This is a genomic window from Thioalkalivibrio sp. AKL10 (genome assembly GCF_000381845.1).
GTDB lineage: Bacteria > Pseudomonadota > Gammaproteobacteria > Ectothiorhodospirales > Ectothiorhodospiraceae > Thioalkalivibrio > Thioalkalivibrio versutus.
On sequence record NZ_KB907144.1, the window covers coordinates 107042 to 123126 of the forward strand.

The following is a 16085-nucleotide window of genomic DNA, read 5'->3' on the forward strand; positions in this document are numbered from 1 at the left end:
GGGACACTTTCATGCATCCTTGTCCGTCAGGGCCGCGGTGGGTGGAATGGAACCAGTCGGTGCCACCAGCGCCGCAGCCAGGGCCTGTCGGCCAGACGAAACGCCAGCACTCGCAACAGGTTCGGCACGGGTATGGTCAACGCGTAATTTTCACGGCAGCGGTCCAGAAAACGTTGGGCCAGGTCTTCGCGGCCGATGCGGCGGAAGTACCGGTGAATCATGCAGTACGTATGCGCGGCCTCTGCATGCCTGTCCTGACGATTGAGGCTGGACCAGACTCCGCCATCGTGTACCTGGTAAACACCGGGCCGAATGTCGCTGTGATGATGGCTTCCGCCATACGCACCCAGAAGCACCAGCAGAAAGCGGTCACCGTTGCGGACCAGGCTGCGCTCGACGCAGCGTGCAAGCGGCACATTGCGAAAGACCAGGCTCAGCGTCAGTAGAAACCCGTCGCCTTGCTCCAGCTCGCGCGCCGAAAAGTCACGCTGGCAATACCTTGGCAGCTTTGACGCTGCAACAAGCTCCCCCTGCGCATCACGGATCTCCGCATCGTGGCCAGACACAACACACTCCGGATGCCGCTCCAGATAGTCCACCTGAGTCTGGAGCTTGTCGGGATCGGTCCAGTAGTCGTCTCCCTCGCAAATAGCGATGTACTTTCCCCGCGAGACGGGATCCATGGCATGCCAGGCCTTCCTCCCCTGCGAATACTGGTTCTCGGTCTGGAGGATCGTGCGGATCAGGTTGGGATAGCGCGCCTGATAGCGACGAATGATGTCCTGCGTGCCATCCGTGGACGCGTCGTCGTGGACAATGATCTCGAACGGAAAATCGGTGCGCTGCATCAGGAACCCTTTAAGCGCACTCTCAATAAATGGAGCGTGGTTATAAGTGAGGCACCGAATGCTCAGCAGGGGCTCGGTGCGTCCACCCCAGTTCGCCAGGAGCTCCTGCTCGGAGCGTGGTTCCTCCAGCCGGCCCGGCGCTCGGGTTCCATTGGATTCGGCGCTCTTCATGAGCTTCGATTTTCCCAGGGGAAGGAGCCCTCTGGCTCGTTGGGCAGCCCGAAAAACGCGAGAAAGCGCTGGTAGGCGCCAGGCTCAGCGAGATTGAGAACCAACAGATCCCTGGGCCGGGTCCGAAAATAGTCCATTACCTCTCGATTATGCCTTCGATAATTGCGAATCATGATCTCTGCGTTATACGGGTCATCATCAGGCGTCCCGTTCATTCGGACGGTGTTGTACAGAAACCCCTTTCGGCAGTACCGCGCGCGGCGCAGATCATCGGCCGTTGGAATCTGCCCATCGCGACCAAACATGCGGGAATGAAAGCGTACGAGGGAGTCGTACCACTGCTCCGGACTGTCCCGAATCGTCAAGATGAAGAGGCTACCGGGAAAAGCAGCGTCCAGATGCCGGAACGTCCCCGGACAGCTGAAAGGCACATCCTGAAACACTTGGGCGGAATGGCAGTAATCGACGATCGCCTCGAAGCGCCCTTCGAAATATGCGCGGTCATACAACCGTTCTGCCTCACGCTGATCACCGACCGGGAATCCCAGTTCCTCGAACGTCCTGCGTAGCGACGTGGTGCCCGTCTTGTTTCGCCCAATCACAAAGATCTTGCGGCGGTTGCGGGCGCGCCAGCGGTTAAAGAGAACCCTAGGCCCGACACGTAGCCGATGGGCGATGAACTTCAGTTCGTCAGGCAATCCCTGCACCGCGACTGCCCTGTTCCCGCTGGAGGCGCTGAATCTCGGCAAAAACCTCGTCAAGTCGCATGCGGTTCGTCAGGTTCTCGATCGCCAGCCCCACCTTGAAGTCTTCTTCCAGCCCCATCACCAGATCCAGCAACTCCAGAGAGTCCAAGCCGAGATCCTCCATTCGGACAGTGACTCCATCCGTCATCACCCTTGCCGACAGTTCTCCATGACCGGCTTCCTTCAGCCGGTCAACCACCCGGTCCAGGAACGCGTTCAGGGGTTCGCCCGTTTCATCTCCCTGTAGCGGCGAAAAACGCTCGGCACCGGCTGCTCCGTCCGAAAGTTGTCCCATGGAATCTCTTTGTCCCATCGTTCCAGCCCTCCCATCCAGGCTTGCGTAATCTCCAGAGAAAGTGGCATTCCGACACAGAAATGTGGCCCATGCCCGAAAGCCAGATCATCCCTTGGAACGGGACAGGTCGAACCTGCCCGGTCCCGAGCCATTAGCATAAAGACCACCAGTTCACCCGGGTGCACGTCCAGTTCGGCCTCATTCAATCGCCCGGTCGCCACCCGTGAGATCAGATTGACCGGGCGCGTATACCGGAAGACATCCCGAGCCTGCATTCCGGCCAACCACTCCGCTCGTTCGGTCTCGGGCTGGGCACGCCACAAATGCAGAAAATCCGCCATACCGCCGACAAGCGGATCACGCCCCATGAGGACGAAGCTCATCAGCATCCATGCCCTTTCTCGTGCCTCGGAATCCTCGTGATACGCCTGCAATAGCACCGCCATGGCATCTAGAGTATCTCCCAGGCGACGCGGGTGGTGCACCAACTCGAACAGCGACTGCGGATGCGCCGCCAATTCCGGGTAATGCTTCTCCGAGCCTGGTAACAAAAGCTCGAAAAGTCGGAACAACACCCTATCCACAAACTGCACCGCCCCTACGGTCGCAAGTCCCATGCCCCTATCGGCACGGCATGTGGCGCGGAAATGCACCTCGACCAGATCGTCGAGCTCTGGTCGCAAGACCTCCTTCGCGACGCGGGCGAGCCTAGAAAAATGTTTCCTCGCCTCCCGATGGAAATCACCTTCGAGAAAAATTGGGCTTCGCCTGAAAAACTCCCCCACGAGCGAACCATTCAGGCCAAAATGATCACACATCCCCTCTAGCCCAGCCGCCTGAGAAAAAGGGCACAAAGGGGCATTCGAAAGTAGTTCGCGCGTAAGCGCAGGGTCTGCAACGAGGTGCAAACGCTCCCCATGATGTTCGATTACTTCGACCCTCGATGTTGAAACTTCGTGAGGTAGTGGCGCGGCCGAACGGCGTTTACGAACTCTTTCCAGAATGAGTTGGCGGAGCCATAAGGAACGCTTCTCGCTGGTCATTACGGCTCCTGCCTTCGAACAGCTCGGGCAGGTGATCCTACCGCCGTCACGTAATCACCCAAGTCGCGAGAAACAACCGAACCCGCGCCCACCACGGAGCCGCGCCCAATCGAAACCTCTGGCTTGATCACCGTACCTGCGCCCACCATCGCTCCGTCTCCGATGCTCGCACCCCGCGCAGTCACCACACCGGGGCCGATATGCACATGGTCCCCCAACCTGCTGTGATGGCCGATGCATCCGCCACCATTCACGATGACATTCGAACCCAGGCGACAACCGGGACCTACAATCGCCAGGGGCCCGACATAGGAACCCGCTCCGATGACAACATCCGAGCCGATCACAGCCGTAGGATCAATCACCGTGGCCCGGACGCGCCCCAAGGATCCCATCTCCTCGAATAGCCCCCTCCGCGCGACATTATCTCCCACTGCCACGACCACGGCCGCTTCCGGAAAGCCCCCCAGGTCCGGAACACGCCCAAGGAGGGGAAGCCCGGCAAAGTGGTCGGTCGCCAGCGGCTCCACATCGTCAAGAAAGCCAAGCGCCTCTACCTCACCCCCCGCCCGCCGACTTCGCAGAAGCGCATCAGCCACACACTGCCCGTGGCCACCGGCCCCGATAATCAGGACTTTCATATTCCCTTCCAACCCTTCGCCTTTGAGCGAGGCCGTCCATGTTTCCCTGTAAGCTACGCGAGGTCTTTCCAGCAGATGCCCCGGCTCGAACCACGCTCTGAACCATAACCGCTTTTGAGCGACGTCTGATACAGGTCTAACCTTGCGAGAGTTGCGTCGCCTGCTCGCGGCGGAGTACCCACCATTAGCATCGGGGGACAACCCAATGCTGCAGCCCATTCAGAATACTGCACCGTTTCGCACTGCTCATTACACTGGGCCACCATGATCCGGAGTACCTCGGCATGAGCAAGGCGTATCACGTCCCAGCCCGCCCCCCTTCCGGGAGGGCGCGTTCACTCTTGTTACTGTCCGGCGGCAGCCTGGTTGCAAACAACATTCTCGACAGCCTTTCCGGCCGCCGAAGCGGCCTTTCGGTGGCTGCCACCAACACCGTGCCCGATGGTCCTGGACTCGACCGATTTGACCAGATCTACGAGGTACCTGAAACCGCGACGGCGCGTCGGGATTTCGAGGACAGGCTTGACCAGATACTGGAGGTCGAACAACCCGACCTCGTAATACCCTGCCGGGACGATGACGTCATTGCTCTTGCGGAACTCAAGGAACGCGGGCACCCATGGGGCCCGAGATTTCTTTGCGGTGGTGCCACGATCAGCTCAGCCCTCCACGACAAGTTCGAAAGCTACCGCTTCTGCGCCGCGCGCGGCCTTCCGTTTGTCCCGACTCTTCGCACACCTGTCTCACGCGCACTGGCCAGCACATTCGTCGAGCGCCACGGGCTGCCGCTTCTGGTCAAACCCGCCGCCGGATTCGCATCGAGGGGCGTGCGGATCCTGCTCACACTGGAACAACTTTTTCAATCTCTGGACATTGAAGACCTGCTGGTACAGCGCTTCCTCGGAGAACCCTCCGAAGTGCTTGACGCATGGAATCGGTTTCACACCCAGGGCATCCCGTTATTCCACTCCTTCGAAGGCCTCAAGCATTCGATTCAGGTCATGATCGACCCGGACGGCAACTGCAACGACGTGTTCTGCTCCGTCAATGTGAACCGCAATGGCACAAGCCTTTCGCTCGAACGCCATGACGACGAAGAAGCCCTCCAGCTAGGACAGGACTGCGGTGCAGAACTCGCTTTCGCTGGCGCGCGCGGACCCATAAACATACAGTGCCAGAAAGCCCCCGATGGAAAACTCTGGATCTATGAGTTCAATGCACGGTTCTCCGGGGCCACGGCTGCCCGACGGCTCATGGGCTTCGACGAGGTCGCCATGGCACTCGCCCGGTACGCCGGTATTCTGCTCCCTCCGGTGTCCAACAAGAAGGGATCGCGTGTGTCGCGCATCGCGGTCGACAAGATAGACGGTGCGGCTTGACCCTCACTAAATGCCAAAACAGAAAGCCTCCGACCATGAATGGAAGGTCCATCACCCTGCCCCACCACGTGGATCCCGATCGGTATTCGGATCGGCCGTCCCGGGATCCAATCCTGGTGGGCGTCCTCGAAGGTGAAGGCATTGGACAGGAAGTCGTTCCTGCTGCGGTATCCGTACTGGAGCGAGTCTGTGACCTGAACGGGCTAAAACTCGAACTGCGCCACGGCGGTCCCATCGGCCGCCAGTCCATCGCCGCTGGCGGCAAAGCGCTTTCCCCGGGGGTCAAGGCATTCTGTTCGGAGATTTTCGATGGCGGCGGTGCAATCTTCTCCGGCCCCGGGGGTGCCCGTTTCGTCTACGACCTGCGGGCGTACTTCGACCTGTACTGCAAGTTGACACCACTAGTGCCCTTTCCCGGGCTTGCATCGGGAGGCTTGTTTTGCGGGGGGCACACGGATGATGTCGACATCCTTGCAATCCGCGAGAACACCGGTGGTCTGTACTACTGCGAGGAAGCCCATATCGCGACGAATCCCGCGGAAGCCGGCATCCGTGCAGCGTTTGGATACAGCACGGCCATGGTGCGGCGCATACTGAAAGCCGGCTGCCTGACCGCACAGCGCCGTCGCCACAGGATGGCCCTGACCACCAAACCGGACGGCATCCCGCTCGTCAGTGAGCTATGGCGCTCCGAAGCGGAAGGGATATGCACCCAATCCGGCGTCACGCTTGAAGTACTCGAGATCGACAATGCCGTTTACCAGTTGGTCGCGGACCCGAAGCGTTTCGACGTAATCGTATCGCCGAACATGTTCGGGGACGTACTCGCAGATGCCGGCTCGCTTCTACTGGGCTCCAGGGGTATGTCGTTTTCCGGCAACTTCGGGGATGGCAACCGCGCCGTATACCAAACCGGGCACGGCGCCGCTTACGACATCGCCGGCAGCGGCACGGCGAATCCACTGGGGCAGATCATGGCGGTCGCCATGATGCTGCGGGAGAGCTTTGGCCAGCCGCACGCAGCCCGTTCGGTCGAACAAGCGATTGCCACGGTTCTTGAGCAGGGGGCCAGAACCGCGGACATCGCCTCGGGAGACACCGTGGTAGTCAGCACTCGCGTGATGACTACACAGGTATTGAACGCACTGACACGGCAGACCGTCCCCGCATGACCAACCGCGCGCTCCTTCTGGTCGATTTGCAAGAAGATTTTCTCGAAACCGCTGGGCTCGAACCCAATCGCCAGGCCCTGATACACCACACAAGCGAGCTACTGAGCCGGGCTCGACGCCACGGTCTCCCGATCTTTCACGTGCACACGGTCGTGGGCCCCATGGGAGAAGGCGGGATGCCGCACTGGATCCGAAACCGTGATCGGCGATGCCGAAAGGGAAGTCACGGGGCATCCCCACCCCCGCTGATAGCCGCCCGCCAGGACGAAGGCACCTACCACAAGACACACTATTCGGCCTTCGATAGTCCGGAGCTTGATTCGGACATTCGGGCCCGCGGCTGTGACACCGTGGCGATCGCCGGCGTACACACCCATGCCTGCATACACGCGACCGTACTCGATGCCTACCGGCTGGGATATTCGGTAGAGATTGTCTCGGACTGCGTCGCCTCCTATGACCCTGCGGCAGCCGCCGTGACGTTGCGCCAACTTGCGCGACGCGCGTGCCAGGTCCGCAGCACAGCCGCCCTGCTTCCCGAAGAATCGGAACCCAAGAACCCGGAGTGCACATCCACTGCGCCCCCCCCCATGCCCTGCGCATATTTTGGCGGGCAATGGCACACCGAACCCGAAGCCCAAAGGATCGATCTACAAGACCCGTGCAGGAACCACCGTACCCGGGCTGCCGTGACCATAGCCGGGCCTCGCATGGTGAGCCGAGCTTTGAAAGATCTGGTTGCTTTCACTCCCCACTGGCGCGCAACACCCATGAGCAAACGGATTACGCTGCTGGAGCGCTGGAAGACCGTTCTCGAGAAGAACCGCGAATCGCTGGTCGCCTCACTGATTCAAGAGATCGGCAAGCCCAGAACCACAGCGGAACAGGAATTCGAATACGGGATACGCCTGATTGAAACCACGATCAAAGAGGCGAACCACGGCTCATCCGAAACGATCGCTGATGGCGTCGAAGTCCATTACCGCCCAAGAGGAATGGTTCTGGTCATTACGCCGTGGAACAACCCACTGGCAATCCCCATTGGCAAACTCGCGCCCGCCCTCGCCTTCGGCAACAGTGTGCTGTGGAAACCCGCCCCGCACGCCCCTCACCTGGTGGAAACGCTACTGGCCACGCTGGCCCAGGCCGGTTTCCCCTCCGGGAGCATCGCCATGCTGCATGGCGACTCCGACACGGTGAACGCGATCCTGGAGCAATCCCAACCACAACTGGTCACCTTCACGGGCTCCGAAGCGGCGGGACGCCAACTCGCCATGAGCTGCGCAGCCCACGGACGTCCGCTCCAGGCGGAACTGGGAGGCAACAACGCCGCTGTTGTGGGCAACGTGCACGATATCGAGCGTACCGCGCGCCTGGTGGCGCAGGCGGCTTTCAGCTTCTCAGGACAACGTTGCACCGCCCCGCGGCGCCTGATTGTGGTCGACCCCCACTATCCCGCCTTCTGCGAGGCATTGCGAGATGCCTGCCAGGAGCTGCGTATCGGCGACCCACACCACCCGGACACTCAGATCGGACCACTCCGGTGCGAGGACCGCGTCCGGTCGATGTACCAGCAGGTGAACGCCGCGACCGAGGCCGGGGGCCAAATCCTCACAGGCGGCGCCCAGCCGCGCGGCTTCGAGCATGGGGCATGGTTCGAACCCACAGTGGTCACCGGGCTGCCTTCGGACTCACCTCTCGTTCAGGAGGAAGCCTTCGGCCCGGTCGTCGTGTTGCAACGTGTTTCCACCTTCGCCGAGGCGATGGATCGTGTGAACAGCGTCCGCCAGGGCCTGCGCGCAATCCTGTTCTCCGATGATCCTTGCGAGCTGGCGCAGTTCCCGCAGGCGGTCGAAACGGGAATCATCCACTTGAATCCGAAGGCAGGCGAAATCCATCCCGATGCGCCCTTTTTCGGCTGGAAGAAGTCCGGCATCGGCCTGCCCGAACATGGCCGATGGGATCGGGACCAATACACGTTCCCAACTGCGGTTTACTCCCCCGCTCAGGGAACCCCGTCTGCCTGACTTGCAGGATCGGTAGTACCCGGCAACTCGCCGGTACCCTGGCGGGAACCGCGCCTCCCGCCGGAGCCCACAAGGACCTCACGCAAGGTTTCCAGCACCCTCTGGGTGTCGGCAGCACCCGACCCCATCGACAAACACAGCATCCGCGAAGCCAGGTCACCTGCACGTTCGCTGAAGGGTCGAGAAGTGTTCAGTTCGGGGACACGATCGAGCGCGGGAAAGAAATACCGACGGGCCTGGATGTTCGCCTTCTCCAGAGTCCCTCGGATGAAATGCATCTGAGGTTCGTCTTCAAAGGCGACCGGAAAATACACGTAACTGTTGTTCTCGACACCCGTCTGGCGCCGCTGCATACAGGCGCAGTCCCGAAGCGCAGTCTCGTAGGCATGCCAGGCCTCCCGGCGCGGCTTGAGGCACTCCTCCAGCTCGTCCAGCACGCACAAGCCCATCGCCGCATGAAACTCGCTCATCTTGGCATTCACACCGACCGCCGAGATTCGATCCGGCCCGCTCTGCCCAAAGTTGATCAACTCACGTGCGCGCTCGAGATCAGCCTTGTGACGGAAAACAATCGCACCACCTTCCACGGTATGAAAGGCCTTCGTCGCATGAAAACTGATCGCGGCGGCATCGCCCCACGACAGGAGACTCGCCCCCCGATACCGCACCCCGAACGCATGTGCGCCGTCGTAAATGACCCGGAGTCCATGCTCCCGGGCCACCTGCTCGATCGCTTCCACGTCACACGCATTACCAAACAGGTGGACCGGCACCACTGCCGGTGTGTCCCGCGTTACCCGGGGCGCAATACTCACCGGATCCAGACACCACGTCTCCCCGTCCACATCGCCGAAGACCGGCTCCACGCCTTCCCACTTCAGCGAGCTGGCCGTCGCCACGAAGGTCAATGGTGTCGTGATCGCATTCGCCTGAGGAGGCCCTGCATTCCCGGAAACGCCGAGCGCTCGATACGCCACCTGAAGGGCGAGCGTCCCACTCCCCACCAACAGAAGATGCTCCACACCGAGGAATTCCTCCAGACGGTGCGTCAGCTCCTGCACCAACGGGCCATTATTGCTCAACCGGTTCCGCTCATAGATACCGTCCAGATAGGCATCGAGCTTCTTGCGATCGGGGAGATACGGGCGGGAGACCGGAATCATGAAGGAAGTATTGCCTTTCGTTTCGGGGTTGCAACCCACATATCTCGCCGACCTCGCTTCGGCCGGCTGCTCGCCAGAAAACCCGCGGCCGAGCGTCTCTGTGGAGGAAATTCCGGAGGGAACCGATGACTACACAGGGTTCGAAACGGCGCAGAAACCGGCCGCTGCGATCCTAACCTCGCAGCGGCTCCCCACCTCCCAGCAGGCGCCGAACCTCGCCCACCTCGCACCACCAAAGATACAACTGCAGACGGCACAGATCGAATCGGCGCCCCAGACCGGCCGGGGCCGTTCGGGACAGCATCAGACGCGCACAACGCAGGACAGGCGGCAGAAACGTTCGGACCACCCAGAACACCCGGTGCCTGAGCGGGCCTCGCGTCACCTGCCCACCCTTCAGGCGTCTCGCCTTGGACACGAGGGCTCCCGCCGTGGCCCGGGCAGGGTGCCGAACAAGGACCGCCTGCGCGTAGCCAATCCGAAATCCCGCCGCACCGGCGCGACGACAGAACTCCGCATCCCCCCCTGAGTATCGATGCGAATCAAACACACCAACCACATCGAACAAGGCGCGGCGGACGAAAAGGTTCGCCGTCGCCGCGTAACCCCGTCGCACATAACGTTCCTGCCGTATCCCCATCAACATGTCGTAGTGCTCCGCGACTCCGGGACGACCCGGCAGTGCAGGTTCCAGAAGCACTGGCCCGGCGACCAGGCCGAACGCCCTGTTCTCCATGGCGGACAGCCCCTGACGCAGCCAGTCGGCATCCGGCTGACAATCAGCATCCGTAAACGCCACGATCGCACCCCGGGCATGCTCGATTCCCGCGTTGCGCGCTGCATACGACCCAGGCGCATCGCAGGAAACCACCCGGACGTTCAGCGAAGTGCCCGAGATCGCAGGGCCTTGGCCGGGGTCGTTGTCGTTGTCGTTGTCGACCACAATCACCTCGAACGCATCCCTTTCCAGGGTTTGCCGTTCAAGTGCACTCAACGCCCGATTCAGGTCATCCCAGTGCCGATAAACCGGAATAATCACCGAGCACAGGATCTCGCCCCCTGAAATCATCCGCTCCCCTCTGCCCCACGCACTCGCACCACACTCGTGATGCAGTTACGCTCGGTTCCACTGTCCGCAAGCATGCCTGAAAATGCCTTCACAACCACTCGTATCGGTCATCACACCCCTGTTCAATGCAGAGCCATACATCAAAGCCTGCATGGACTCGGTGGCCGGACAGACCTTCGAAAACTGGGAGCAGATCATCGTGGATGATGGCTCCACCGACAATGGCGCGGCCCAGGTAAGTGAACGGGCGGCCCGGGATCCACGGCTTACGCTCGTTCGCCGCACCTCGAACGGCGGTGCCAGTGTCGCAAGGAACGCCGCGTTCCGGTTGATGCGAGGTCGGTACGTCGCTTTTCTGGACGCCGATGACGTCTGGCTGCCCCACAAGCTGTCGCTACAGATCAACCAGCTCCAGAATAGCGACGCAGTAATGGTCTTCTCCCCCTACGAGAAAATCACCGCGCTGGGCAACCGGACCGGACGCATTGTGCAAGTTCCGGATGATCTTGATTACTCCGGGCTGCTGCGCGGCTGCTGGATCGCCTGTCTGACCGCCATGATCGACCGCGAACGGGTGGGTACGATCGAGATGCCTTACCGCAGGCGCTCGCAGGACTACGCCCTCTGGCTTTCACTGCTTCGTGCGGGAGGGCATGCACAGTCTTCCGGAGAGGTAACGGCACTGTATCGAGCCCACGGCAAGGGCCTGTCACGAAACGTTACGGGTCGCATCACGTCCCTGTGGGATATCTATCGACAGCAGGAAGGGCTGGGGCGCCGCCTGTCGGCCTACCTGATCGGCTCTCACCTTGCCGGTGCGCTCTACCGAAGGACCCAGTAAACCCAATCTCGTCGACACCCGACGCTTTTCGTCATGCGTGAACGACAGTGCGCCCCATCCATGGTTTCTTGGGGCCTTTGCTCGCGCAGAAGCGACCGGGGCGGGCGCGAAAACGACAAACGTTTTGGTACACGCTCGCCTTTGCAACCCATCGAAAGATTGGGTAAATTCACCAACGAGCGCAAAGCTCAAACGAGTACGCTCAGATGAATAAAACCATGAAGGAGAACCCGATGGACCAAAAGATCAAGCTGGATACCCGCCAACTCCTCGGTTTTCGACTGCTGCACGCGAACGCGCCGTCGTCTTCCCTGGAAGCCAAGATTGGAATGGGCAAAGGCGACGACCCGATCCTGATTTCGACACTCGGGGCAAAGATTGGGCTCGTTAAGCCCGGTTCCGAGTGAGGCGCTCGAGCTCGAACGGGATTGGTGGCAAATCGGCTTAAGGAACCCGGCCACGCGCAATACCCCGCGGCACACTGAGTCGGTCTCGACCGGAATGGAGTGATGTGTCTCGCGGGGCATGTGCCAGGCCTCTCGATTGCACCTGTCCGACGCACCAACAACGCTTTTCCCGACCACGCCTTTGCCCTAAGACAGTTTCTGCGAGACCAGATTCGTGGCGACCCCGCACAGTCGTGCGGCGCAACCGCCGTAACGCCGGGCGGACGCCTTCCCCCTTCCTCGAGCAAGACGCAGGCCCGCGAATCCGGCTTCGCACGTGCTCGGACCGCCACACCAACCCACCCGGGTTCAGGGAGCCACCCCGAAAGAAAGTTCACAGGTCGTCCCGTGGACAACCTATTGAGAGATCACACCTAGGTGCTAATCCGTTCGGATAAACGGGCATGCACCGCGACCGTAAGGACATGGCCATCGGAACAACGGAAAGCCGGTTCACCGGACTCGGCCTTGCATCATATGTAAACGGTGGGCTACTAATAGACCGGGCTTTCCGCCCAGAACTCACGAATCTGCATGGGATAACGAGATGAAGGAAAACATCAAGCTGGATACCCGCCAACTCCTGGGCTTTCGTCTGCTGCACGCGAACGCGCCGTCTTCGGCCCTGGAAGCCAAGATCGGGCGAAAAGATGACCGCCCGGCTGTAAACTCCGCACTTGGGGCAAAAATTGGGGAAAAGCCCAGCAGCACTGTCTCCCGGTAGACCACAGGATCCAACCGCAAGGCCAGGCTCAGTCGTCAGGCCTTGCGGGTCTGGAACCTCTCCAGGCACGCTTCGAAGACGCCCCGACTGAACCGCGTCGGGTCCATGCATTGCGTCTTTTCGGAGTACGCCTGCCCCACAAGCCATACCATTGCCAATGCGCTACCCATCGCGCCCCAAGGTTTCGCCTGTGTCCATTCGACCCGACTTCGTACCCGACGCCAAACGGGCCGAGCAGATCAATCAACGCATGCATTCCGAGCTCGGACGCAGCCTGCGTCTGGTAACCGAAGCGTGCGCCCAGCGTCTGCCGCTGGATTACCAGGCCCTGGAACAACGGTCCGCCGCGCTCGAAATGGGGACGCCCCACGCCCCCACGGCTTTTGCGCATTACTACGACGCGGTCACCGCACTACTGCAGCAGGACGAAGAACGAGCAACCGGATTTCTCGAGCAACTGGCGCAGGAAAAGCCACGGCCGCCCGCACAGACGGTGGGCCCGCTCGACGATGGCCCCCGGGGGCAGTGCTACCGCGAACGGATGGGCGCTTCCATGCGGTCCGGGCTCAGCCTGCATATCCCCGCTCCTGAAACCGCCCGCTCGTTCATCGATCGCTACAAGGGTGCAATGAACCTGCTTGAGCACGCTGCCCCCGAACTGGCGGGAGAGATCCGCTCGATCGTCCACGAGGTTGTGGGTGTGACCGGCGGGCCAAACGATCAGAGCGAGTTTCATGGCGGTTCGCATTACCAGCTCTGGGGGGCCCTGTTCCTGAATGCCGGCCTTCATACCAACCGGATCGAGATGGCCGAGGTCCTCGCACACGAGAGCGCCCACAGCCTGCTTTTCGGCTTCTGCACGCACGAGCCACTGACCCTGAACGAAGACTCCCAACTCTTCGATTCGCCGCTGCGCGCCGACCCTCGCCCCATGGACGGCATTTATCATGCGACCTACGTGTCAGCACGCATGCACTGGGCCATGAGCCAGCTCCTGGCGTCGGAACTTCTTTCCAACGATGAACGCGAACTCGCACACGCAGCGCGCGAGCGCGACCGGGAAAATTTCGAAGCCGGGCATCAGGTGGTCGACGAACACGGACTCCTGACCGAGTTGGGAAGCCAACTGATGGACAACGCCCGTGCCTATATGGCCGAGGCTCGTCCATGATCATTCTCTTTGCCACCCAGGCACACCGGTCAACGCATCGATCGCTGGAACGCCATCCGGATATCGATTTCCGAGTCATGCCCTATGAACGGCTGCTGCGGGCACGCCGCTTGCCCCAAGCGACCTACATCTTCTCGGACCTCGATCGCCTGCACTTCTGGGATCTGGAGTGCGTCGCCACCATCTATCGCCAACTGCGAGACGCTGGCGCCCGGGTGGTCAACAATCCGGCCCGGCACCGTTCCCGATACCAGCTGCTCCGGCATTTGAAGCTGCGGAGCATCAATGAGTTCAACGTATGGCACGCCGATGACGAGCCGCCTACCGACGTGTATCCAGTCTTCCTGCGAACCGATTCCGCCCATCGAGGCACGCTCACGGACTTGCTCCATACCCCGGTCGCTCTTCGAGACGCCCTGGAGGAGCAGATTTCCCGAGGGGTTCCACGGCGGGAAATCATCGTGGTGCAGTACGCGGCCGAACCCGTGCGCGAGGGCCTATACCGCAAGCTGGCCGCATACCGGATTGGCGACCGCGTCATCGGCGCACCCTGCGCGCACCAGGAAACGTGGGTCGCCAAGTACGGCCAACGGGGTATCGCGCCCGAAGAACTGTACGAAGAAGAATACAAAATGGTCACTGACCATACTCACGCAGACGCCATGCGTCCCGCATTTCAGCACGCCGAAATCGAATACGGGCGAGCCGATTTCGGGCTGTTCAAGGGAAAAAACCAGGTCTACGAAATCAACACCAATCCGTTCTTCTACGGGTTAAAGTCACACCCGTTCGAGATTCGCCTCGAGACCTTCAAGCGATTCGAGGACAATCTCGTCCATGCCCTGTCCGAGATTGACACCCCATCGCGAACCACCCGCCACAAGCTGCCGGACGGGCGCACCTGGCGGGCCTGGTTTGGCGACCTCTACCGCTCAAGGCGGCTAAGCCGCTGGCCTCGACTGCCCTGACCTGGCCGGCACGCTCCCCTACTCGAGGCGAACAGGTGTAGGGACCGGTGCTCAAAAAGCGCAGTCCGGCACCGGGAACGACATCTGGAAAGACCCGATATCCTTACAAGACGGCAGCCACAGACACGGAGCTAACGGTCTCAGCAACGCAACAGCACCACCCGCCCGCCTTAGCCCCTCGGCCACAGAAACCAGCGCTTCCATCCCGGCCCGTCCGACGGCTGACCCATCCCAACCGCTAGCCGCTCGGGTCAGAACAACGACAGGCATCACCCACCGTTGGGCAAAACCACGCGACACTCATGAATGTAAACGTGCACATTCATCGGCATCTCCCTACACAGTGAGCCTTGAACAACCGCGCTGAAATCGACCGCATCCGTGCAGACGTGCAAGGCCATTAAAAGCTGGACCCGGCGATGGCCACCGCCCCCCCCCCGCGCGGCCGATCCATGTTCGCGGCCGCAGCTCTACCCCGCCATCCCGGCGGTAGCGAAGCGAGGGGCCGGGAACCTCCCACGGCGGGACGATGGCAGGTGCCAGGCTCGCCCCAAGCGCGAGAGATCCCGGATAACGGCGACGGGGTTTTCAGCCTGAGCTCACGGTCCTCAGCGCATGTTGAGCGGAAGGAACACCCATCCACCATCGGAGGCAAACTGCACTCAGGACGACGGCCGGACCCGATCCCCTGACCCGCGCCCCAGCACCGTCAGCACCAGGTACCGGAAGTACGCCCAAACCGTCAGCGCATCCAGCATCTGCCGGTCCACTTCCGCCAGTTCGCGCGGCGTGGACATATCGATCCCGCGGATCTGTGCCAGGCCAGTAATCCCCGGTCGCGCATCGAGCACTCCGCGCGCCGCCCGCTCCTGCAGCAGCTCTTCCTGGTTGAACAAGCCCGGCCGCGGCCCCACCAGGCTCATCTCGCCCTTCAACACATTCCACAGCTGCGGCAGTTCATCCAGCTTCGTCTTGCGCAGAAAGCGCCCCAGGGGCGTCACCGCCGAGGCCTCGGCCAGATGCGTCGCCACCGACGCCGTATCCGGCCGCATCGTGCGGAACTTCACCAGCACAAACGGCCGCTGATGCCGCCCCACGCGCTCCTGCCGAAACAGCGGCGACCGCGACTCCATCCAGCCCAGCAACCACAACACCAGCAACACCGGCGCCGCCACCACCAGCCCCAACACCGACAACACAACATCCAGAACTCGTATCAAAACACTCTCACCTCTATTCCTACATGTAGGCGCCCAGCCCCCTGGCCGATCACCACGCTAACCCATACCCCATCGGCCAGAGGCCGGGCACCTATGCCAAACGCCACTCTCGTAGGAGCCGCCTCTGCAGCGCAGCCCCCGCCAACGCCAGAAAACCGCCA

The 16085-nt window shown here is 61.4% G+C and carries 16 protein-coding genes; 8 read left to right on the top strand and 8 right to left on the bottom strand.

Annotated features, from left to right (window positions below):
- Window positions 1-26: 26 nt before the first annotated feature.
- The 5 genes from G333_RS0109230 to G333_RS0109250 form a co-directional block, all read right to left on the bottom strand.
- A complete protein-coding gene (locus tag G333_RS0109230; protein WP_019628292.1) occupies window positions 27-1019 on the bottom strand; it encodes a glycosyltransferase in 993 nt (330 codons plus the stop codon).
- The gene (locus tag G333_RS0109235; RefSeq protein WP_155986118.1) at window positions 1016-1726 is read right to left on the bottom strand and encodes a sulfotransferase; all 711 of its coding nucleotides are present in this window, start codon (window positions 1724-1726) and stop codon (window positions 1016-1018) included. The genes G333_RS0109230 and G333_RS0109235 overlap by 4 nt, the downstream gene beginning before the upstream one ends.
- On the bottom strand, window positions 1710-1913 hold the full coding sequence (locus G333_RS0109240; protein WP_255346823.1) for an acyl carrier protein: 204 nt from the start codon (window positions 1911-1913) through the stop codon (window positions 1710-1712). The genes G333_RS0109235 and G333_RS0109240 overlap by 17 nt, the downstream gene beginning before the upstream one ends.
- Before the next feature lie 68 nt (window positions 1914-1981).
- Window positions 1982-3103, bottom strand: a complete 1122-nt coding sequence (locus G333_RS0109245) for a hypothetical protein (RefSeq protein ID WP_231373036.1) — start codon at window positions 3101-3103, stop codon at window positions 1982-1984.
- Window positions 3103-3744 carry an acetyltransferase gene (locus tag G333_RS0109250; protein ID WP_019628297.1) on the bottom strand — a complete coding sequence of 214 codons (642 nt, stop codon included), beginning with the start codon at window positions 3742-3744 and terminating at the stop codon, window positions 3103-3105. The genes G333_RS0109245 and G333_RS0109250 overlap by 1 nt, the downstream gene beginning before the upstream one ends.
- Window positions 3745-4028: 284 nt before the next feature.
- Here G333_RS0109250 and G333_RS0109255 point away from each other — a divergent pair, with 284 nt between their 5' ends.
- The 3 genes from G333_RS0109255 to G333_RS14795 all read left to right on the top strand — a co-directional run bounded on the left by G333_RS0109255 (window position 4029) and on the right by G333_RS14795 (window position 8322).
- Window positions 4029-5123, top strand: a complete 1095-nt coding sequence (locus G333_RS0109255) for a hypothetical protein (RefSeq protein WP_019628298.1) — start codon at window positions 4029-4031, stop codon at window positions 5121-5123.
- A gap of 116 nt (window positions 5124-5239) precedes the next feature.
- On the top strand, window positions 5240-6295 hold the full coding sequence (locus tag G333_RS0109260) for an isocitrate/isopropylmalate family dehydrogenase (RefSeq protein WP_019628299.1): 1056 nt from the start codon (window positions 5240-5242) through the stop codon (window positions 6293-6295).
- Window positions 6292-8322 (top strand): aldehyde dehydrogenase family protein, encoded by a 2031-nt coding sequence (locus G333_RS14795; protein WP_081624527.1) that lies wholly within the window; start codon window positions 6292-6294, stop codon window positions 8320-8322. Before G333_RS0109260 ends, G333_RS14795 begins: the two co-directional genes overlap by 4 nt.
- Here the strand turns inward: G333_RS14795 and G333_RS0109270 are convergent.
- Window positions 8301-9485: a DegT/DnrJ/EryC1/StrS aminotransferase family protein gene (locus G333_RS0109270; RefSeq protein WP_019628301.1), complete on the bottom strand. Its 1185-nt coding sequence runs from the start codon at window positions 9483-9485 to the stop codon at window positions 8301-8303. The two genes, G333_RS14795 and G333_RS0109270, sit on opposite strands and share 22 nt — an antisense overlap.
- 172 nt (window positions 9486-9657) lie before the next feature.
- Window positions 9658-10554, bottom strand: coding sequence for a glycosyltransferase family 2 protein (locus G333_RS0109275; protein ID WP_019628302.1), 897 nt, complete (start codon window positions 10552-10554; stop codon window positions 9658-9660).
- Window positions 10555-10636: 82 nt separating this feature from the next.
- On the opposite strand from G333_RS0109275, the gene G333_RS0109280 reads away from it, so the two are divergent.
- The 5 genes from G333_RS0109280 to G333_RS0109300 all read left to right on the top strand — a co-directional run bounded on the left by G333_RS0109280 (window position 10637) and on the right by G333_RS0109300 (window position 14704).
- Entirely contained in the window at window positions 10637-11395 is a 759-nt protein-coding gene (locus G333_RS0109280) for a glycosyltransferase family 2 protein (RefSeq protein ID WP_255346824.1), read from the top strand.
- A gap of 206 nt (window positions 11396-11601) precedes the next feature.
- A complete protein-coding gene (locus tag G333_RS0109285) occupies window positions 11602-11802 on the top strand; it encodes a hypothetical protein (protein ID WP_019628304.1) in 201 nt (66 codons plus the stop codon).
- Between the two features lie 586 nt (window positions 11803-12388).
- Window positions 12389-12565 (top strand): hypothetical protein, encoded by a 177-nt coding sequence (locus G333_RS15180; protein ID WP_196800404.1) that lies wholly within the window; start codon window positions 12389-12391, stop codon window positions 12563-12565.
- Window positions 12566-12722: 157 nt separating this feature from the next.
- The gene (locus tag G333_RS0109295) at window positions 12723-13736 is read left to right on the top strand and encodes an HEXXH motif-containing putative peptide modification protein (RefSeq protein WP_019628305.1); all 1014 of its coding nucleotides are present in this window, start codon (window positions 12723-12725) and stop codon (window positions 13734-13736) included.
- A complete protein-coding gene (locus G333_RS0109300; protein WP_019628306.1) occupies window positions 13733-14704 on the top strand; it encodes a hypothetical protein in 972 nt (323 codons plus the stop codon). Before G333_RS0109295 ends, G333_RS0109300 begins: the two co-directional genes overlap by 4 nt.
- Before the next feature lie 662 nt (window positions 14705-15366).
- On the opposite strand, the gene G333_RS0109305 is transcribed toward G333_RS0109300, so the two are convergent.
- Complete coding sequence (locus G333_RS0109305) at window positions 15367-15924, bottom strand: sugar transferase (protein WP_081624528.1); 558 nt, start codon at window positions 15922-15924, stop codon at window positions 15367-15369.
- Between the last annotated feature and the right edge of the window lie 161 nt (window positions 15925-16085).